General features: G+C 58.3%; 27 protein-coding genes. 3 read left to right on the plus strand and 24 right to left on the minus strand.

Annotated features, from left to right (window positions below; genetic code table 11):
- Positions 1 to 73 precede the first annotated feature (73 nt).
- Complete coding sequence (locus AC07O1_RS18800; RefSeq protein ID WP_495012660.1) at positions 74 to 1,300, plus strand: tyrosine-type recombinase/integrase; 1,227 nt, start codon at positions 74 to 76, stop codon at positions 1,298 to 1,300.
- A 2-nt stretch (positions 1,301 to 1,302) separates the two neighbouring features.
- Here the strand turns inward: AC07O1_RS18800 and AC07O1_RS18805 are convergent, their stop codons facing one another.
- From AC07O1_RS18805 to AC07O1_RS18840, 8 genes are all read right to left on the minus strand, one after another.
- Positions 1,303 to 1,518, minus strand: coding sequence for a helix-turn-helix transcriptional regulator (locus AC07O1_RS18805; RefSeq protein ID WP_495012661.1), 216 nt, complete (start codon positions 1,516 to 1,518; stop codon positions 1,303 to 1,305).
- A gap of 45 nt (positions 1,519 to 1,563) precedes the next feature.
- Complete coding sequence (locus tag AC07O1_RS18810) at positions 1,564 to 1,923, minus strand: hypothetical protein (protein ID WP_495089703.1); 360 nt, start codon at positions 1,921 to 1,923, stop codon at positions 1,564 to 1,566.
- 55 nt (positions 1,924 to 1,978) lie between these two features.
- Positions 1,979 to 2,302 carry a hypothetical protein gene (locus tag AC07O1_RS18815; protein WP_495089704.1) on the minus strand — a complete coding sequence of 108 codons (324 nt, stop codon included), beginning with the start codon at positions 2,300 to 2,302 and terminating at the stop codon, positions 1,979 to 1,981.
- 201 nt (positions 2,303 to 2,503) lie between these two features.
- Positions 2,504 to 2,836 carry a cyclin family protein gene (locus tag AC07O1_RS18820; RefSeq protein ID WP_495089705.1) on the minus strand — a complete coding sequence of 111 codons (333 nt, stop codon included), beginning with the start codon at positions 2,834 to 2,836 and terminating at the stop codon, positions 2,504 to 2,506.
- 86 nt (positions 2,837 to 2,922) lie between these two features.
- A complete protein-coding gene (locus tag AC07O1_RS18825; protein WP_495089706.1) occupies positions 2,923 to 3,219 on the minus strand; it encodes a hypothetical protein in 297 nt (98 codons plus the stop codon).
- Between the two features lie 2 nt (positions 3,220 to 3,221).
- Complete coding sequence (locus AC07O1_RS18830; protein WP_495089707.1) at positions 3,222 to 3,731, minus strand: hypothetical protein; 510 nt, start codon at positions 3,729 to 3,731, stop codon at positions 3,222 to 3,224.
- Between the two features lie 14 nt (positions 3,732 to 3,745).
- Positions 3,746 to 4,273 carry a hypothetical protein gene (locus AC07O1_RS18835; protein ID WP_495089708.1) on the minus strand — a complete coding sequence of 176 codons (528 nt, stop codon included), beginning with the start codon at positions 4,271 to 4,273 and terminating at the stop codon, positions 3,746 to 3,748.
- Between the two features lie 46 nt (positions 4,274 to 4,319).
- Positions 4,320 to 6,125 (minus strand): DNA cytosine methyltransferase, encoded by a 1,806-nt coding sequence (locus tag AC07O1_RS18840; protein WP_495089709.1) that lies wholly within the window; start codon positions 6,123 to 6,125, stop codon positions 4,320 to 4,322.
- Between the two features lie 48 nt (positions 6,126 to 6,173).
- Between AC07O1_RS18840 and AC07O1_RS18845 the strand changes: the two genes are divergently transcribed.
- The gene (locus tag AC07O1_RS18845) at positions 6,174 to 6,809 is read left to right on the plus strand and encodes a hypothetical protein (protein ID WP_495089710.1); all 636 of its coding nucleotides are present in this window, start codon (positions 6,174 to 6,176) and stop codon (positions 6,807 to 6,809) included.
- Positions 6,810 to 6,900: 91 nt separating this feature from the next.
- Positions 6,901 to 7,149: a hypothetical protein gene (locus AC07O1_RS18850; protein WP_495089711.1), complete on the plus strand. Its 249-nt coding sequence runs from the start codon at positions 6,901 to 6,903 to the stop codon at positions 7,147 to 7,149.
- Positions 7,150 to 7,158: 9 nt separating this feature from the next.
- On the opposite strand, the gene AC07O1_RS18855 is transcribed toward AC07O1_RS18850, so the two are convergent.
- The 16 genes from AC07O1_RS18855 to AC07O1_RS18930 all read right to left on the minus strand — a co-directional run bounded on the left by AC07O1_RS18855 (position 7,159) and on the right by AC07O1_RS18930 (position 18,832).
- A complete protein-coding gene (locus AC07O1_RS18855) occupies positions 7,159 to 8,319 on the minus strand; it encodes an RNA-directed DNA polymerase (RefSeq protein WP_495089712.1) in 1,161 nt (386 codons plus the stop codon).
- 211 nt (positions 8,320 to 8,530) lie between these two features.
- The gene (locus tag AC07O1_RS18860) at positions 8,531 to 8,887 is read right to left on the minus strand and encodes a four helix bundle protein (protein ID WP_495089713.1); all 357 of its coding nucleotides are present in this window, start codon (positions 8,885 to 8,887) and stop codon (positions 8,531 to 8,533) included.
- A gap of 54 nt (positions 8,888 to 8,941) precedes the next feature.
- Positions 8,942 to 9,559 carry an Lcl C-terminal domain-containing protein gene (locus AC07O1_RS18865; RefSeq protein ID WP_495089714.1) on the minus strand — a complete coding sequence of 206 codons (618 nt, stop codon included), beginning with the start codon at positions 9,557 to 9,559 and terminating at the stop codon, positions 8,942 to 8,944.
- Between the two features lie 77 nt (positions 9,560 to 9,636).
- The gene (locus tag AC07O1_RS18870) at positions 9,637 to 10,242 is read right to left on the minus strand and encodes an Lcl C-terminal domain-containing protein (protein WP_495089715.1); all 606 of its coding nucleotides are present in this window, start codon (positions 10,240 to 10,242) and stop codon (positions 9,637 to 9,639) included.
- Positions 10,243 to 10,310: 68 nt separating this feature from the next.
- Positions 10,311 to 10,619: a hypothetical protein gene (locus tag AC07O1_RS18875; protein ID WP_495012675.1), complete on the minus strand. Its 309-nt coding sequence runs from the start codon at positions 10,617 to 10,619 to the stop codon at positions 10,311 to 10,313.
- Positions 10,620 to 10,700: 81 nt separating this feature from the next.
- Positions 10,701 to 11,243 carry a hypothetical protein gene (locus tag AC07O1_RS18880; protein ID WP_495089716.1) on the minus strand — a complete coding sequence of 181 codons (543 nt, stop codon included), beginning with the start codon at positions 11,241 to 11,243 and terminating at the stop codon, positions 10,701 to 10,703.
- Positions 11,240 to 12,895 carry a YqaJ viral recombinase family protein gene (locus AC07O1_RS18885; protein ID WP_495089717.1) on the minus strand — a complete coding sequence of 552 codons (1,656 nt, stop codon included), beginning with the start codon at positions 12,893 to 12,895 and terminating at the stop codon, positions 11,240 to 11,242. The genes AC07O1_RS18880 and AC07O1_RS18885 overlap by 4 nt, the downstream gene beginning before the upstream one ends.
- A complete protein-coding gene (bet, locus tag AC07O1_RS18890) occupies positions 12,892 to 13,695 on the minus strand; it encodes a phage recombination protein Bet (protein ID WP_495089776.1) in 804 nt (267 codons plus the stop codon). The genes AC07O1_RS18885 and bet overlap by 4 nt, the downstream gene beginning before the upstream one ends.
- Before the next feature lie 552 nt (positions 13,696 to 14,247).
- On the minus strand, positions 14,248 to 14,382 hold the full coding sequence (locus AC07O1_RS18895; protein WP_495012680.1) for a hypothetical protein: 135 nt from the start codon (positions 14,380 to 14,382) through the stop codon (positions 14,248 to 14,250).
- Complete coding sequence (locus tag AC07O1_RS18900) at positions 14,379 to 14,612, minus strand: hypothetical protein (RefSeq protein WP_495089718.1); 234 nt, start codon at positions 14,610 to 14,612, stop codon at positions 14,379 to 14,381. Before AC07O1_RS18900 ends, AC07O1_RS18895 begins: the two co-directional genes overlap by 4 nt.
- Entirely contained in the window at positions 14,609 to 14,920 is a 312-nt protein-coding gene (locus AC07O1_RS18905; RefSeq protein WP_495089719.1) for a hypothetical protein, read from the minus strand. Before AC07O1_RS18905 ends, AC07O1_RS18900 begins: the two co-directional genes overlap by 4 nt.
- A gap of 448 nt (positions 14,921 to 15,368) precedes the next feature.
- Positions 15,369 to 15,950 carry an Lcl C-terminal domain-containing protein gene (locus AC07O1_RS18910; RefSeq protein WP_495089720.1) on the minus strand — a complete coding sequence of 194 codons (582 nt, stop codon included), beginning with the start codon at positions 15,948 to 15,950 and terminating at the stop codon, positions 15,369 to 15,371.
- Between the two features lie 208 nt (positions 15,951 to 16,158).
- Positions 16,159 to 16,422, minus strand: a complete 264-nt coding sequence (locus AC07O1_RS18915) for a hypothetical protein (RefSeq protein WP_495089721.1) — start codon at positions 16,420 to 16,422, stop codon at positions 16,159 to 16,161.
- An 855-nt stretch (positions 16,423 to 17,277) separates the two neighbouring features.
- Positions 17,278 to 17,514: a type II toxin-antitoxin system HicA family toxin gene (locus AC07O1_RS18920; protein WP_495089722.1), complete on the minus strand. Its 237-nt coding sequence runs from the start codon at positions 17,512 to 17,514 to the stop codon at positions 17,278 to 17,280.
- A gap of 9 nt (positions 17,515 to 17,523) precedes the next feature.
- On the minus strand, positions 17,524 to 17,850 hold the full coding sequence (locus tag AC07O1_RS18925) for a hypothetical protein (protein ID WP_495089723.1): 327 nt from the start codon (positions 17,848 to 17,850) through the stop codon (positions 17,524 to 17,526).
- A 256-nt stretch (positions 17,851 to 18,106) separates the two neighbouring features.
- Entirely contained in the window at positions 18,107 to 18,832 is a 726-nt protein-coding gene (locus tag AC07O1_RS18930; protein WP_495089777.1) for an XRE family transcriptional regulator, read from the minus strand.
- Between the last annotated feature and the right edge of the window lie 75 nt (positions 18,833 to 18,907).

Here is an 18,907-nt window from a genome sequence, read left to right on the forward strand (position 1 = left end):
TTCTCACGCCTTCTCAATATTTTTAGTACATTGCCCAGCACATCTGAATTCGATTGCCCATGGTGATGTACTAATGCCCCTCACTGACACAGCCGTCAGGCAAGCAAAGCCCAAAGAAAAGGACTACAGCCTGAGCGATACCGCCGGGCTGTCTCTTTTCGTAGCCGCCAAAGGCTCGAAAGCGTGGCACTTCCGTTTCTCATGGCACGGACAGCAGCCGCGCATATCCCTGGGCACCTATCCCGAAATCACCCTGAAAGAAGCCCGTGAGCGGCGAGACGAGGCCAGATCCCTTATCGCAAAGGGCGTTGATCCTCGATCGCAGCGTCGCGAAGAAAAGCGCGCCGCCAGTACCGGCGCCGTAAAAACGTTCGAAGTTGTGGCCAATGAATGGCATGCCTTCAAATCGCCACGGATGTTGAGCGCAAAGAAAGGTGGCGTCACCCAGTCACGCATGTACCTGGATAAGGACTTGATTCCTGCCCTGGGCAAAATCCCCGTGGCCGACGTGAAGCGCTCCGATGTACTGAGTGCCATGCGTCGGGTCGAGGCCCGCGGCGCATTGAACGTGGCCCGAAAGTGCCGCACCTGGCTGAACGAGATATTCCGCTTCGCCATCGCCTCGGACTATATAGAAACAAACCCAGCGTCAGATCTGGATATCGTGGCCATGAAAGAGCCGCCGGAGAAGCACAATCCGATGCTCCGTCAGGTGGAACTGAAAGACTTTCTGGTGGCATTGCGCCAATTCAACGGAGCTGGATACACGAAAAGCGCAATCCGCATCCTGCTGCTGACCGGAGTTCGAACTGGAGAGCTGCGCAATGCGACCTGGAGTCAGTTTGATCTGGATGGCGCGCTATGGACCATTCCGGCCGAAGGCGTCAAGCAGTTGCAGAAGGTGATCAGGGCAAAGGGAGGAGATAAAGTGCCGGCCTATCTGGTACCGCTCTCGCGGCAGGCGGCTGAAGAGGTGCGCCAGGTTCATGAGCTGACCGGCCGTTACAAGCTGCTGATCCCGGGTCGGAGTGACCCGGGCAAGCCGATCAGCGACGGAACGGTCAATATGGCTCTGAAACGCATGGGGTATGAAGGCAGGCTGACCGGGCACGGTATTCGCGCCACGATCTCAACGGCCTTGAACGAGATGGGCTACAACGAGGACTGGATCGAGGCGCAGCTTTCGCACGCAAGCTCGAGCAAGGTCCGGAAAACGTACAACCACGCGGAGTACGTCGAGCAGAGGCGGGGAATGATGCAAGACTGGGCTGACTACCTGGACAAGCTGGAGGGGGTGTAGGTCTATTGTGCCTGCTGGCGCGCAGCCGCTCGACTGGCTGCCCACTGCACGACCTCCGACCGGACCCAGGCCACGGCCTGCTCTCCGACCTTGGCTTGGCGAGGGAACTTTCCCCCTCCGGCCATCCGGTAAATAGTTGCGGTGCTGAGCCCGGAGATGCGGCGCACTTCGGGCAGCCGGATGTATTCGATAAATTCTTCGTTTTGTGCGGTATTCATTTGATGCTCCATGCCGCGCGTGGCGGCAGAAGGTGGTTATTGGGTTCAGGCGGCTTTCCGCAGTGCTTGGGCGGCGAGCCGGCGACGGCTCATGAGTACTTGCAAGCGGTACGTATGGAATCTGCGACCGTCCTGTGAGGTGATCTCTGGGGCCAGGTACGACAGGTCTTCTTCCAACTGGCCGAAGTAGTAGAGGTGTTCTCCATCGCCACCCCATTCAGGTTGGGCGGTGGCCCAAGTGCGGGCAGCAAGGCAATCTGGGCATGTCTTGAAAGTGGCCATGTCGCCATCCCAGCTGCCGGAAATAAGCTGATACTGCTGACCGGGATGTATCGGCCCGCAGCACTCACAGCATTTATGCTGCTTACGCGCGGTGGGCGTGGTTTCGGTTTGAAAATCGGACATAACGAATCCTCGCCCGCCGTTCACCAGCAGGCTGGTTGAGTTGTCAAATAAGGGTTTACAACTGGATGAGTTCGGCGGGGACGCTGACGGTGATGCCGGTCTGGGCGAATACGACAGCGCGGTACACAGCGATCTCTCGGGTATCACCGGGCTGGCGATTGCAGGGATCGTGTGTGGCGTCGGCCAGCCACGGGTAGCTGTGCCCGCGCTCGACCCAGACGCCGTACTTCTCGATCAGCTGCTCGACGTCAAATTGACGGGTGAATGGCAGTTGAAGCTGTCCGGCCGTGGACTGCTGGTCGCTTTCAAGTGATTCGATTGCCCAGGCCAGCGCCGGGCCGGCCAGTTCCTCCGTCCGGACGCTGACCATTCGGCTCATGACTTCCGCCTTTGGAATTCAGTACACCGGACGATCACTGTCTGTCCGTCCTGGGCGAGCGCAGGCATGGTGCTGAATGGCAGGTGGCTGCAATTACGGTGGGCGTGGACGCAGGTGCGACACATGCCGCCTTTCGGTTGGTGTGTCATCGCCGCGGCCCCGTGTAGATGAGCCAGGCCATGTAGGCGAGGGCGGGGAGGATCATGGCGTCACCTGCCGACCCCAAATGCAGACCGGGCCATCCTCAGCGTCGTGAATCGACAGGATGAACCATCCCGGTTCGGCGGGATGCTGAATCTCCCAGGCCGAGCAATCAACCTGCCCGTCTTCCATGTAGACGTTGAACACGTCGGTCGATACGTCGCTCTCCATATACGAGACGTTCGTTTCCACCTGGTTGCGCGCACACCAATCGTTGAACTGCGCCTCGGTGACTTCGTCGTCGTATTCCGACAGGTAGCCAGGGTGTGACCACCAACCGCTTGCATCGCGATGGACCGGCATTGGTTGAATCAAAACGCTTTCTTCAGGCATGACTTCGTCCTTACCGCTATAGCGGCTGACTTTGAAGGGGGAGGGAGTTGAAATATGGCTGGAGTACAAATGTACTCCTGTCGGGATCAAACGCCCGGACGGCCCTTGAAGGCAAGCCAGATGTAGTGGCGGCCCTTGGCGGTGACCTTGATATTGCTGGTCTGCTTGTTCCAGTTGATCAGGCGAAGCTCTTCCAGGATGGTGGTCAGCGTGTAACCTTGGTGCCAGGCGGCCAGCGCCTTGATACAGCCCTGGGCAAGAAGGCCCCGGTAATCGGTGTGACCGAAGTTGGTGCCTTGGAACACCCTTTGCAGCTGCTCGTCTGTCACAAGGTCGGTGACGGCATTTACGTCCGGATCGCGCCGGTAGCACTTATGGGTCATGGTCATTCGCCCTGGTTGGCCAGCATGTTCAGGCGCATGCCCGATGTGCCGGGGATTTCGTGATCGCTTCCACCCTCTGCTGGCTTGAGTGCGCGCAGGCCATCCGCGATTTCCATCAGCTCGCCGACGTACTCTTCGCCATCGCCCGGGAATTCAACTGTTCCGGTTTCTGGATCGGTTGAGCCATGTTCGTTCACGTAGTCGTCGCAGCGCTTCTCCACCCACGTGGCGGCGGTCTCGTAGGCTCCGGCCAAACACCCCTCCAACAGATCAATCCGCTGATCCGCTGCGTTCAGGCGCAGCTGCAGGGCGTCACGCTCGGCGCGAACCTGATTGATCTCGTCCTGCGCCTGATCAACGATCTCCTGTGCCTCGTATTTGTCGATCCAGTTGCCGATGCCCTCGGTCTTAACGACACGCTTTCCATCCGGCGAGTGCAGAAAGCCGTAATGCTTTAGCGAACAGATCTTGTCCCAGAACTCGTAGCCTTCCCGCGTTTTGATGTTTCTCATCCCGCAACCTCCCTTCAATTGTCCGTCCCGGTGTAGGTGCGCCATGGCACCTTCACTCCGTTGACCAGAAAGCCCCAGTCGCCACGCCACTTACTGGTGATGAACAGCGTGAAGACACCACCAGGTGAGATTTCGTCGATCCGGTGGTATTCGCCATGCAGCAGTTGCGCGGTGTCGCCTGCCCGGCGGATGTATTCCAGATCGGTGTAGCCACCCTGGCACCAGAATTGGCGGCGTTGTTCCGTGTACCAGCCACGCAGGATGATGGTCCGGGCATTCCACGGGTGGTCATGCAGATCCCGGTCTTCGTCCGGCCGCATGATGTGGTGGATCCGGAACGACCACGGTAGCCACCAGAGCGCGGGCTTGTGCGTCGTTCGCGAGTAGGGGTTGAACAGCCACCAGCGGCCCATATACATCGTGGCGCCGTCTGCGGAAATGATGTGTTGGTATGGGGTGCGCTTGGCGCGATCGATAAGCCAGGCGGCAATGGCCGGGCGCGCAAGCAGCTTGGCGACAAGGCGCCAGATAATTGTGGGCATTGGGCGTCCTATGCCGGGTCATGCCCGGGCGGTGGAGGATTGAGGGTTACGCTGCGAGGCGCTGGTAAAGCTCGATGATGTCGGCGGCGTTAGCTGCGACGAGGGCTTCTGCCTCATCCGGGCACACACTGTTACCGATCAGCCTGACCTGGTCCGTTTTGTTGATGTCGCGCCACTCTTGGGCACCGGTGACCGGGTCAACAAACAGCCCACGGTCGATGATGTAGCCCTTGTCGAAGCCCTGCGCTGCCTTCAGCTCAGGCGGTTGCAGCATGCGCAGGGTGATGTCCACCAGCACATAGCCACCGACCATCACCATTTCGGCCGGGTCTTTGAAGTGCTCCGGCAGATGTTCGTGCATGAAGGCGGCGCAGCGCCGGGCGCCTTCCATCTGTTCCGGTGTCAGCGTGTCCGGCACTTGCACCACCTCGACCAGCGCGACCCGGTCCTTCGTCGGCAAGGTGTGCATCGGTTCGGTCAGCGAAATGCCGTCCTTCTCGTTGCCGTAATACTTCACCAGGTAGGCGTTCACCAATCGCTGATTGGCTCCGGACTGGCAAATGGTCGAAAGCGGCGAGTCGGCGGCTCGGCCATCACCGTCGTAGAACCCGCCGTTCGCCTGCTCGAAGAAAGCGGCAACGACTCCGTGTCGCGCGGCACCGGCCAGCACCGTCTGGGTCGGCTCATCCGGCGAACTGCCGACGGCGTTCTGGCCGAAAGCCGTCATGTGTGCAGCGACGACGGCAAAGTGGCCACCTTTGACCTGTGCGACCTGCGTCCGAAGCGGCTCCTGCACGTCGAAGTTGCGTTGAGCTGAGCCATTGGCGCACTCGGTGAGGAACGGCGCCGCTATCGGCTGCACCAAAGCGTGATGAGTGCCGCCGGCGCTAATGGTGGAAAGCGCTTCGTCCACACCGTGGGTGCTTGTATGCGTTGCCGACGTGCCCCGCATCGGGACAATGAACGGCTTCGCACTGGTCAGCACATGACGCCAGCAGCCTTTGGCGACGCGGCGCATCGTGTTAACCGCCATCGGCTTTTCACGGAAGATCGTGCGGCCGAGATTGCTCCAGTCGATGCACTCCGCGGCAGTGCGCCAAGGTTGCTGCTTCGCCGACGGCAATTTGTGGCGCGTTGGTGCTGGCCAGACGATCGGCTTGCCGTCGCTGCGTGCCACTAGGTACAGGCGTTTTCGGATCGTCGGGGTGCCGGCGTTGGCCGCGATGCGCTCGCGCCATTCGACGTTGTAGCCGAGCCCGCGCACCAGGCTTTCCGCCGGAACGAACTCGCCGATCGACTGCAGGATCTCCGGCATGTCCGGGTGGTCAGCCGGCAGACCGGTGCTGAGCGCGGCAATGAAGGATTTGAAGGTGCGCCCGCGCTTGGCCTTGATCGGTTGTCCTTCCTCGTCGATCGGACCCCAGTCGCAGAACTCTTCCACATTCTCCAGGAACATCAGGCGCGGCCGGGTTGCGTGCGCCCAGCGCACCACCACCCAGGCCAGACCACGAACACCGCGATCGCGCGGCGCGCCACCCTTGGCCTTGCTGTGGTGGCGGCAGTCGGGTGAGGCCCAGAGAATGCCCACCGGTTGGCCGCCGGTGGCGTGGATAGGATCGACCTCGAACACGTCGGCGACGTAGTGCGCCGTTTCTGGATGGTTGGCACGGTGCACGGCCAACGCGATTGGATTGTGATTCACCGCTACATCTGGCTCCCGGTACGCCCGGGCAATGCCGGTGCTGGCGCCACCACCGCCGGCGAACAGGTCCACCACCAGTTCTTTCTGGAAGGGCAGGGCCATGCTTGGCTGGCCATGGATGAACTGGGGCTTCTTCTGTTGTGCGGACATAGGGGTTCCTCGCCGGTATAGTTCCGGGATCTACAGGGGAGTGGGGTTATGGACCGTATTGTTCTCGGAGGATGCTTCTTGCTGGTGGTCCTAGGCGTTCTTATTGGTCTCGGAATCAGCGCTGAGTCAACCACAGGTAAAAGCATCAGAGATGCAATGGAGTTACTTAGTTTTGCTGGAACTGCGATTACAGGAGTTGTTGCAGTTGTTGCTCTTACCAGTTGGCAAACGCAATTCAGGCACTCAGAAAAATGGAAGGCTATAAAGAAATTTCAAGACTCATTAGATGGTGGGCGAGCCGCAAACGCTTATCTCAATAAGCTGTTCTCAATGGTCGCTCGTGCGCACAGAGTCGGCTGGGAGTCACGTACTGTGGATTTTCCAGAGGTTTTTCAAGAATCGCAGAAGGCATGGTTTGAGCAGTGTTCCAAGGTCGACAAGGCGTGGCAGGAGGTTTTACTAATTTTTGATGCTGCGGAGTTGGAGTTTCAAATAACACATCGAGATATAGAAGAAAGCGTGGGAGCAGTAGCGACTAAGTTTATTACTGTTTATTTGGGCTCGGATGCGCCTGATATGGGGGATCTTTACGATTTGTTTTATCAGTGCTCTATCAGAGCCAGGGATAACACAAATTTAATTTTCAATCAGTCAGGAATTTTGCAAAGACATCTTGTCGGATGAGGTTCGTTTCAGCTCCTCGCCGCCTGGCGTGATTTGAGTTTGTGGGCTATTGCTTGATGGCCCGGCATGGAGCCGGATTGAGGAGAGCGAGATGGTTTTAGTGGACAGACCTTGGCCTGTAGATCATGAGTATCGCGGCGTTAAATCAAAGATCGACTTCATATGGGGGCATGCCGACGACCCGATTCCGAAAGGGTTGCGTGTCGAAGTGGATCACCCAGAAACACCGGTTTTGACGTCGCATGAAAAGACAAAATACGAAAGTTTTGATGCTGCTGTAGAGAAGGGCAAAAAGATTGCAGAGCGGGAGATCGACCAAATACTTGGCGTTGACTCTTAACTGCTCCGGTTATTTCTTCTGATATGTCTTGGTCAGCGCAGCATTGACGCTGTTGCCGCGCTTCAGCACGACTCTGGCCAGCTTCTCCCGGTCTTTCTCGCTATGACTGGCCTGGCTGAGCAGGCCGAAGTAGCTGTTGGCGGTTTCGCGCAGATCCTCAGCCGGCACTGCGGCTGTTCGCTTCAGTGCTTGGGCCAGTGACCGCTTCCGGGTTGATCGCCGCCACGGCTTGATGACGTGACCAACGAAGTCGACGCCGCGGTCAACCGGCTGCAGGATGGTCTTCGTTGGGTTGAGCTTGGCGCCGAGGCTCGGCAGGAAAGCTTCGACCTCGGCCAGCCAGGCGTTGAGCTGTTGCGGTGACTCATGCAGGAACACGAAGTCATCGACGTAGCGCACGTAATGCTTGGCGCAGAGTCGGTGCTTGGCGAACTGGTCCAGCGCATCCAGATACACGTTCGCGAAGAACTGCGACGACAGGTTGCCGATTGGCAGGCCAAGGTGCGCTGGCTGCGCAGTGAGCCGCTTGTGCTGCGGTACCCGGTTGAACAGATGGGCCGGGCTGCGCACCTCGTAGTCTTCGCGCGGGTCGTGCATCAGGATCTGCTCCGCGAGTGCCAGCCACCATGGTTCGGTGATTTTCGCGGCCAACTGCTTGCGCAGAATCTCTTTGTCGATCGCGACGAAGAAGTTGGCCAGGTCGCACTTCAGGTAGAAAATCGGATTCGACCAGTTCTGGCTGGCGCTGCGGATCTTCGACTCAAGCCGGGTGGCGGCGTACAACGTGCCGCGCCCGGGAATGCAGGCGCAACTGTCCGCTATGAAGCTGGCGTAGAAGCGCGGTGCCACATGGTTGTACATCAGGTGGTGGACGACGCGGTCCCGAAAGGCTGCTGCCCAGACTTCCCTGGCTTTCGGTCGGGTGACCACGAAGCATATCGAGCGGCCTGGCCGGTAAGTGCCGGCTATCAGGTCGTCGTGAAGCTGGATCAGGTTCTGCTCCAGGTCCATTTCGAACGCCAGTGCGCTTTGGCTGTTGCGCTTTGAGCGCCGGCAGTCGTAATAGGCCTGGACAAGATCGCAGAACGGGTAGGGACCAACGTTCGAATCTGCGGACGGGGCGGACGCGGAGCTCGTTGTTCTTGTCGTTGTTGTTCTGATTGCCATCATCGAAGTTCATGTTGAATGCGTTGTTGGCGGAGCGCTGCGACCTATCGTGCTATCTACGTCGCCAAACCGAAGGCAGAGCCGATCAGCAAGGAAACTGCGCGAGACCTACACGGACGCTTTAGACCGGCGGTATCTCTGATGCGCATGGCGGTAGCCCAAGGGCTAGCGGCACGACCAGATTCAAATCGCACAGACCGGAAAGCCGTAACTCTCAGGTGGCGGGCGCGGTTGGGGTGGAACGTTTCCAAGCATTGGCCTGTTTGCCAATCGAGGTGGTGACCTCTATTGCCTTGGCGTGCTGCGGAACGCTGATGAAGCGGTTCTCTTTGAACAACCTCATCAGGAACTCGATCACCTGGACCTTCTCGACCAGCAAGGAAAGGTGAGGGTGCTTGTCCCGGGTTGAGTTGGCTCTGGCGATCAGCATCAGTACATCAATGCACTCATCGATCACGCGCTTACTGAGTGTCAACTTCAGGTCTCGCGGGATGTTACGGGTGAGGTTTGTTGCGAGGCTGAGCAGGTCCATCGAGACTTTGTAGATGTGCAGGTCCGTGTGCATTGCCATGGGCTGAAGCTCCAAAAAGCAACCGGCCGCAGGCGGCCGGATTAAATAAGCGAATTAATCAATCAGCAACTCTCTGCGGACGGGGCGGACGCGGAGCTCGCCGTCCTTGCCGAAGCTGCTCTGAGTGCCAACAACGAAGGTCATGCCGAATGCGTTGTAGGCGGAGCGCTGCGAACTCGACCAGTACCAGGTGTCCTTGAAGGCTTCGGCTCCATCCTCTTGGAAGGCGGTGAGCGGCGTCTGAGTCGGCGACTCTTCGCTGTACAGGGTGCCCACCGGCAGGCTATTCGGGTTATCGCCGTTACGGCTGTTCGCCCAGTTTTCTTCGGTGGTCGGCTTGAAGTGGCGGTACTGCAGCTCCTGCACGTCGCGAGCCGGGATTGCCCAGTCGCTGAACCCGCCGATCACCAAGGCCAGAGTCTTCTGTGCCAGCTCGCTGCCAGCAGCGGCCATTGCCTCGGTGTTGCTGCGGCTATCGGTGAAGCTGTCGGCGCCTTCGATCTTCACGCCGTACTCACCCCAAGTGCCCTCCAGCTCATGCTCGGCACCGGCGGTGATATTCAGGTAGCGCTTTCCGTCCTCGACGGTGATGCCGGAGAAGAATCCGCCGCCGAAGGCTTGGCCGATTTCCGGGAGGGTGAACGCTGGTACTGCTTTAGCTGCTGCGGACATGGTGCTTCCTCTTTTTTATGGCAACAAAAAAGGCGCTGCTGCGCCCCGATGCCGATCAAGAACGAATTAATGAATGATCAAATGAACAATCTGCGGACGGGGCGGACGCGGAGCTCGTGGTTCTTGGCGGTGGTGCTCTGACCGCCACCAACGAAGTACATGGTGAATGCGTAGTAGGCGGAGCGCTGCGTTGAAGACCAGTGCCAGCCCTTAGCGAATACCTCGGAGACGTTCGCTTCGGCGATTTGCAGTTCGCGCCGTGCTGGCAGATAGAAGTCGTTATGCCCGTCACAGGTAAATGCTACGGCAGCCTCTGCGGCCGGACAGCCTTTGCCGGCTGCGATCAATGCATGGGTATTGGCCAGGCCATCCCACGCGCTGGCGGCGCCCTCGACGTCATCGCCGTATGCACCGAATTTCAGCTCGCCCAGGTCATCACCGGTCGGCACGATCAGGTAATAGTCACGGGTTCCGTCTTGGCCCCGAACCAACCCTGCATTGACACCACCTTGCCCGGGCCAGTAGCTCCCCAGCGCAGGGATACCAGTAACCGGCAAAACTGGAACATTGGCCGCAGGTAGCACCTGGGCGAAGACACTGGCCATTGCCAGCTTGGCCAGGTGCGATGCGGGCATTTTGATTGTTGAGTCGCCATGCTTAAGGGTGATCATTTCAGGCTTCATCGTGATTCCTCGTTTTTTCCAGTCAGGCGCCGCCCTCCGTGACCGGATGCGCAGCTTTGGGATTTGGGTTATTCGCTGCAGATGCGCAGCGATTCTTTGCGGTAGGCCAACTCGAGTTTGCGCGACACGTTTTCGGATATGGTGAAAACGTGTCGCGGCGGGGCAAGCAATGGTGCTGATTGGCCCGGGCCAAGCGCATGCAGGTGATGAATCATCAGCGTAAGAGCTTCACCCTGTTCCTCGATGTCATTCCATTGCATCAGCTCAATGAGGGCCTGCTTAGTCCCTGGTAGAACCCAGAGTCGCAACTCTTCCTCGCCGCGATCCTTCCGCCTCGCCGCGGTCTTCGCTGAGCGCGCTTTCCCTTCGGTAGCCATGGCCTGCCTCCTGTAATTCGTTGGCCGGCAGATCCAGCCAGGCTTGACGTTTACGTTGCTGAACGAGCTTTATTCGAGATCTCATCTGAACGCGGACTGAAGCGTTGGATAGTTGATCTTGTAATCCTTGATCAGCCGATGGAAGAGGGTGCTGCTGATGTGAATCGTCTCGTAGCAGCGCTTGCGGCTCATATTTTGGCTGAGGCAGTCACGGATCTTGGCGACCAGCATCAGTTCGCGCTCGGGCGGAGAGTTCTTGGCCTTCGTCGCCTTTCCGCCATTGCCCATGGCTGAGACGAACTTGATGGAGTGCCGCTTAGCGATCCCCAGAAGGACTCGGCGCGATATGCCTTCCTTCTCGCATACCTGGTCGCGGGTCATGGTCTTGCCGTATTCCTTGATGCGCTGAACCTGCTCTCGGGTTTCGTTCCTGATCTCTGGTGACTGGAAGTCTGGTGGATGCTGCATCGACCGGTTGTAGTTCGGCGGCCGATGGACTATCCCGAAGCCGGGTAGCTCCTGAATAGTCCCTCCTATGCTCAAGAAGGCTTCGATGTTCGCCGCCAGCTGTGCGCGTAGCGGGTCGTTCATTTGGATCATGCTCAGCTCATGACTGACGATCATGCTGCCGCCTTTGCCAGGGTCACCCCGGCCATGCTGAAGGTTGATCCTTGGTCGGCGACCATCCTATCCAACGCTTCCCAATTGACGGTGAGCACTGATAGCGGAGCCATTCCGCCAGCGACCGCATGCACCAGAGCTTCCAGGTCAAACACTTCGGCCCGATAGCTGACCGGGCTTGCCGCCTGAGTGGTAACCGGCTTTGCAGCGCTTGCTGCTGGCGCGTAAGTCTTTACCGGTGCCGCTTCGCGTGCAGGTTCGGGAGCTTTCTCGATGACAGGCTCAGGCTTGATTGCTGCAAGCCGTGTGGCCTCCTGCTCGTTGGCGATGCGTTGCAGTTCTTCCTTGCGAATCTTCTCGCGCTGAGCTTCGGCTTTCTCTTCCTCAGCCTTCTGATGCTCGGCAATCCGAACCTTTATCAAGGCGACCAGATCATCGTTGGCCTTCATCACCAGCTGCTGAGCATCGACAAACAGGAAGGCGTGGTCGATGGCCATTGTGCGCAGGCTTTCGAGATTCAGGCGGATTGCGTCGGCCGATTGGCTGGCCTCGATCTTGGCTCGAGCCAGTTCGGTATCGACCGCATCCTGCAAGCTGGCGATGGTGCGCTTGTTCTTCATGGCGCCGGCGAAGTCAGCGACCACGCTCGGTAGAGTTACCTTGCCCAGCGTCCTGTTGATGGCTGCGACGTGGTCGGCCAAGGCCTGTTCAGCCTTCTGCTTGATGTTGGTTTTCACCAGCAGTTCTTGCGCCTTCACCAGCTTGTCGACCTTCAGGCGAGTTTCGCGGGCGTGCCTGCTGATGCGATCCAGTGACGAAAACAGTTCGTCGATGGTCTGGGTTTGCGACAAGGCCTGCTTCTTCGCGGCTTCGACGGCGTCCTCGACATCGCCGCACCACTTCACGGCCTTTTTCGCGTCGGCGAAGTCCTGGTCGGTGGCCAGCGTGGTTTTCACCGAGTCGATGACTGCGAGTGCCGACTGCTCGAACACTTTCAGGTTGCTGGCGGTAACCATGCCGGTCAGCTCGATGCGCAGTGCTGGCAGCTCATCCGGCGCCTTGCCGACGACGATTGACGGTGCGTCCGCCACTTCGTGCCCGGCGAGGTCCGCCTCGAACTGCTTCCAGCCTTCGATCAACTGCTCGGCGCGACCGGCGACCGGGCGATATTCCATGCTGACGAAGTTTTCGAGGGTTCCGTCAGAGCAGACGAAAATCACGCGCTCGGCACCGCTGACCAGGAGTTGCTGCTCAAGCTGCCAGTAGTAGTGCGGGGCAAGTTCTTTCGCCTTGACCTGGGCGACCAGCGATTCGTTCCAGAGCTTGTGCTCGAACAGTGTCTCGCCGAGCATCGTCGCGCCGTCCATCGAGGCCAGCAGGTTGCCATCGGTTCCGACAACCGGATACAGCTCTTCACCGATCATCGCCTCGACCAGCGGCCTGGCCATCGCTTCGGTGGTGTGCCCCCTGTCGAAGATGCGTTGCTGCTGCTCGGTGATATCGGGCGCAATGCCGGTCTTCTTCAGTGTCAGCAGGTCAGTGCGGGTCTGGTACTTCGACGCACCCTTCATGGCTGGCGCTTCGGAGGCGGTGAAGTGCAGAACGCGGAGGGCGTGCCACTCGGCGGAGCCTTGAGCTACGTTATGAATCTTCATGCGGGTTCTCCATCGAGGGCTTTGAGGTTGGTGATTTTCTCGACCTGCGCATCGCTCAGCGTGTATTTGCTGCGGATGGTCGCGATCAGGTGCTCTGGGCTGGTGCGGCCTGCGTCAATCAGTGGCTGCCACTTGACGACGTTCTCGGCGAGTAGATCGTCCGAGTAGTCCGGTAGTGCTTCAGGCTCTGGCTGTGCCTGCTGCTGCGGGGTCACGTCACGCGCCGAATCATCGAAGGTCTTGCCTTCCATTTCGTCAGCGGTTGGGGCCGATCCGACCTCGGGGAACGCCTTGCGCAAGGCCTGGGCCTCGGCACACTTGGCGAGCTGGGCGAACGCCCTCCTTTTCCACATGGAGTTCGGCGCAATGGTGTCCTTGCTTGACGTTGCGTAGTTTTCAAGCCAGCGCTCATTGGCAGTGAACTCAGCCACAAGCCCGTTCGACATCTGGCGCTTGACCGTGACCCGGCACCATTCCGGGTAGGTAACCTCGACCCCGGCCATGGTGGCGGTGATCGACGGCCCAAACTCGGGGTCGCTGATACCGGCGTATTGCCCCGTCCTCGACGCCTGAATCCTGTACAGACCAATCCCTGGCATGACCACGTCTACCATGCCGCGGCCTTTCTGGTAGATCGGCACGATGTGCACCGGCTTCAACATCGGGTCGAGCTGGGCTGCCTTGCAGTAGGCCAAAACCATTACTACCGAGTTATGCGCGGCGCCTGGGTACAGGCTGCCGCTCAGTACCTCGACAAGTGCCGACTCTGTCATGGCCGGCATATGCTCGGCCTGCTTCATAACTGCGCTCACGGGAGATCCTTGCCGCGACTCGCGCAGCCTTGAAAGGTGTGGGTTATTGAGTGACGCGATCAGCGAGAGCGCCGAGCCGCATCAGGAAGGTGAAGAGGGCGATCGTCGGGAATGAGCCGCGCCACATCAGAATTCGGCGTGTGCGCTGGTGGCTGGTCATGGCAGGCACCTTTCTGACATTCCGCAGTACGACATGGCAGGGTCAAAGCCATCGGCCAAATCGCCGTCATAGTGGTATGGCCGCTCGCATCTGACGCATTGAGCGAGCAGGTTGCCGCGTTTGTCTTCCCACAACCCTTCTGGAAGTGCGGGACGCTGGCTCAGCGGCGTGACCGGCTGCATCACCCATTCGTTAAACGGCTTCATCTCACCACCGCCACAGGAAGGCTGATCTGCCGAGGTGCGCCGTTCTCTTTGAACAGGCTGTATTGCATGAGCAGAATCGTCAGGCCGCAGGCGAGAATCCAGTAGAAAGTCCTCATGGCTCATCTCCTACGTACGGGCCGGGAACGAAGGTGTAGACCCTGGTGCCGAGGCGCTTCATGAGACCCTCGCAACCAGCATGCCGCGCCGGGTTTGAATGTTGATGCGCTTAGGGAGATCGGCGACCAGAAAAAAGCCCTGTCGTTGCAGGGCTTCGGTCATTGCTTTGGCGTTTCTGGCGATGATGGTCATGCTGCAACTCCCTGTTTGATCGAGGCGTTGTAGGATGTGTAGATCTGATCGATGCGCGCCCGATAGTGCCGCTGTTCGTCTTCGCTGATTGCGCGGAGCAGGAAGGCCAGGGTGATGACCGAGGTGGCCGCCGAACTGGCGTTTGTCTTGCCGAGGTCGCGGATCATGTTGTCGATCTCGCCCTCGATCCAGGTTGCGGCGGTTTGGTGGTCGCGCTGCTGCTGATTCATGCCGCCTCCCAGTCGCCGTAATCGCGATCCTTGTAGTCGTCATCCCGCGCCGCCGCCACGCACTCCCACAGCAACTCCTCGATCTCTTCAGCGAGCCGCTCGGCGATGGCCGCGCAGCCGTTCTTGCCAATATCAACTGGCTGGTCGCTTTCGTCGTAGGTGAAGCCCGAGACAATCTCGAACTCCATTTCGTTGTAGCCGTAGAAATCGTCCGGGCTCGCCCAGGAGGTCGGATCGCCTTTCACCGATACGCAATGGGTGACGTTGCACTCGAGGACGTAATCCTCGATGGTCACTTCGTATTGCATGGCCGAACCCTCCGACGTTTAACCGCTGGCACGAACACGCACGCCAGGCCGTAAAGCTCTGCATTCGAAAAGCATGTACGCAGGAGAAGCGCGTCGGCTTCACGGTTGCGCGGGGTGCTGGTTTTCATGATTGCCTCCAACTGTTTGGTTGCTGAAAACACTCGGCTGCCCTTGTCATCCCGATATCTACCGTTGGGCGCGGGGAAGGGCATGCGACTGGTTTCGACAATAAAAAGCCCCGGCGAACCGAGGCTTATCCCGATGTGATTCGCCCGCCGTGTTCATGAGGAACAGTTTGGGTAAGGTGTTTATTCCATGGCCGTATCCTCCGAGTTGAGTTGGGTGAAGTCTTTCTGGCGCCGAGCACATCCTCGGAAGTATCAGGTCTGGCCGCGCGACCTTGCGCCGCCCCGCGATTCGCCTGCAAAGAAGAGCAATTAATGAATGATCAAATGAACAATCTGCGGACGGGGCGGACGCGGAGCTCGAGGATCTTGTCGATGCCGTCCTGAAGGCCACCATCGAAGACCATGGTGAATGCGTAGTTGGCGGAGCGCTGCGTTGAAGACCAGTGCGCCCTGTCGCCGAATAGCTCAGGAATATTCAGCCAGGCCTCGTACAGTTCGGCGGCGGCCGGCAGATAGAAATCGTGGTGACCATCAGCAGAGTATTTAGCAGCTGCGGCGGCTGCCGGGCGATCACCCTCGGACAGAAGCTGTTCGGTGTTCCTCACGCCGTCCCACTTACTGGTGGCGCCCGACTCTGTGCCGCGACCGCCCCAAACATGCTCGCCGATATCTTTGGCAGCGAAGATCAGGTGGTATTCAGGTTGGCCGTCGCGGGCCTGCATCTTGCCGCCGTAGATGCCACCCTGGCCGGGCCAGTACTCGCCGAGCGCCGGGGTGAAGCCTGTCAATGACGGCGCGACTGGCTTCTCTGTAAGCCCCATAAACACCTGATGAACCAGATTTGCGTCATAGCTTTGGATCATTGTGTCGCCGTGAGTCAGGATTATCAGTTGCGCTGTCATGTTGGTTTCCTTGTCGGGGTGTTGTTCTGCATCGGAGTGTGATCTGGCAGGTGCCAATCTCTGCATCAGCCCTGTTCATTGCTCGGGCTTCGCTGCATGGAAGCTTGCTGCTTGGCGGCAGGATTCAGATCACGCTCCGATGCAGCCTGGGAAGATGGAGTACCAGGTGCTCGGGCAGTTAACGTCAGGCTGACGTGGCGCTGGTTGTTCAGTCGAGACCGGTATCAGGCGGCGCTTCGCGGAAGACCCTTGCGACCTGCTCAAACGCCCTGGCCATTTCCTCGCGGCGATGCTCAGACTTTGGCAGCCAGAAGGTAACGGCGCTGCGGTCATCGTCCTGTGGTGGGTGATGCAGGCGTTCGCTGCTGTGCAGGATCAGCTGTGCCGCGTGATAGACGAGCCCGGTGTTCGATTTCTTCTCTACGTGGATCACTTCGGTCGTCAGCTCTTGGCTGTACACGTTGATTCGCATGTTCGTGCTCCGGTTGATTTCCAATGCCGCCTCATCGAAGCGGCATCAGTAAATCTTTGGGCCCCGGCCTCGCTACTGGCGACAGGCCGGGTTTGTTGCGTCAGCGGTGACCGTCGACCCTCTACTGATTGAAGGCTCGGCTAGGCATTTTGGTTGGCATCAGGGCTTCCCTGTTCACGCGGCTCGATCAGCGTTGCTGCGTGGTCATCGGGCATCTACAACATGCGGCGTACAGCCCTTGGCGCCTGGGTAAGTAGGCACACCGCATGAGGTCCGGCGCTCCTCATAGCCGAAGCTCGGAGCGCTAATTCTGTTCAGTTGAGTCTCCCTTCATCCGCTGGGATTCGCGGGGCGCATTGCATGCCCGGGTCGTTCTCTCGGTTCTGGCGTTTCACCATCGTCCGCCGTACAGGGTTATCCCTGTCGTGGGCAGCCTTTCGGGGCTGTCGGATCGCCGGTCGCCGGTAGAGGCAATGCGGTCTGTTGTGTATTGCGCTGACTGTTAAAGAGCGGCGGGTCTTTTGAGGCCCTTCGCCACCAGAACCTTTTTGGGGACTGGGTTGGCGTTGAGGTGAATATAAGCGTGCTTATCCTTGCCGTCAATAAGCAGACTTATATATTTTTTCAAAGGCACAAAAAAACCGCTCAATGGCGGTCTCATCGATTCAGAGTGGGGGTGGGTGGTCAGGCGCTCCGACCCTGAGGATTAACGGCGTAAACCTTTAGTGGGTAGGTAAAAGAGGAGGGGGTAGAAAGGAAAAAGCTCGGCGCTGGGCCTGCGTTAAAGGTTATCGCGATAATAGTTAGCGCAAGCAGGCCGTATGGCAGATGCAAAAAGCCCGGAGCTGGGCCGGGCTAATCTACAAGCGAGTAAAACTTCTTTTTGGTTACGCCAGCCTGAAGACACATGTACTGAACCAGGTCGCCATGAAAGGGTTGCTTTGGCTTGTCTACCGTTACCTTTCGGAAGGGTGTGGTGTTATTAACCCACTGCTCATGGCTGCCTTCCTGGTTCCTGAAGCTAAATCCAAGCTTCTTCAGTACCGCTGTGACCTCTCGATAGGTTAACGGCCTGTGCCTCCCTGAGCCCATGCATAATCCTTAGCAAACGTACTGGAGTGTCGGCTCTTTGAAAAATCTTACTTTTTGTTTTCTGCTACGAGGCTTGGCAAGCGACCACATAAATGCTTTTAGGTAATACTGCGCCCTCATCAGCAACGGTGCTTGGCGACTAAGAAGCTCTGCAGCATGCTCCTTATCAATGGTAAGGGCCTCGACCACGTACGACTTGATCTGGTCTTCTAGCTTACCCTTGGCCTCTTCGAAGCTTTCGCCCTGGGTAGCAAGGGTGAATTGCGGGCAGGCAGCAATCCACAAACCGTCCTTCTTCTCTGCATAGCAACGAAGAACAAATGGGTTGTTAGACATAGCGCAGATCCTCTGAACGAACGAACTACAAGCTTCCACAATCCTGTGGATAACTCTGGATGGCGATTATGGTTTGGTCGCCATAGAAGTCAAATTAAATCCTCGCGACACGTTTCCGCTAATCAGAAATTGTGTCGCCTTTTGAGTGTATGACAATAATCGCCACTGCGCAGTTCTGTTTTTCTATCGAGTCAATAGCCAAATCGTGCCTTTCGTCGCCGAACCAGCCACTACAAATCCCCGCCGCGCCAGATCACTACAGCAGTACCGAGTACCAGAAAACCTTGCCAAGTACGATGATCTCCTTGGCGACCATCTCATCTGCACTGTATTCCTCGTCCGGGTGTTCTTCGCGGTTGTAGCTGCGCATCCGAATCCCGCCACCTGGCATGCGGTAAAGCGTTTTCACCCGCAGCTGGCCGCCATGATTGATGGCGTACATCTTCCCATCTGTGATGGCAGTACAGCCCTGGTCTACACCGACGGTGCTCCCATGTGGCAGGACCGGCTCCATGCTATTTCCGCTGACCGTTACGCACACTGCCTCATTCGGCTGCACATTTTGGCGTCTCAACGTCATCTTGCCGAATCGAAGCTTCTGTTTGTGAGACTGGTGAACTGCTGTTCGACCACTCCCCGCAGATAGCTCTACCTCTTTAAGGAACGGCACATATACCTCGTCATCGTCCAAGGGTGTGTCGTCGTCCCATACGTCAATAGGGCCAAGGTATTCGGCGTTCGACTCAATAGGCATACCTTCAGGGACGCCAACCACGGTCATGGGGCCGATTTCATCCGAAAGCCAGATCGCTCTGACTCCGCAAATGTGCGCGATCTTTGAAAGGTGTGCGCTTTGCAGGTTCTTCCCGGTTTCCAGCTGAGAAATCACGGGCTGCTCAACCCCCACTTTAGAAGCGAGGGTCTTTTGGGTTAGGTCAGCATGCTTGCGGGCGAGTTTGATGCGTTCGGCGAGTGTCGTCATGAAATTGAATTTATAAGTTGCCTTATCCGCTTGCAAATAAGCCTCCTTCTACATACGATATAAGCAGGCTTATCA

It is taken from the genome of Pseudomonas sp. GW821-FHT07G10 (genome assembly GCF_059418545.1).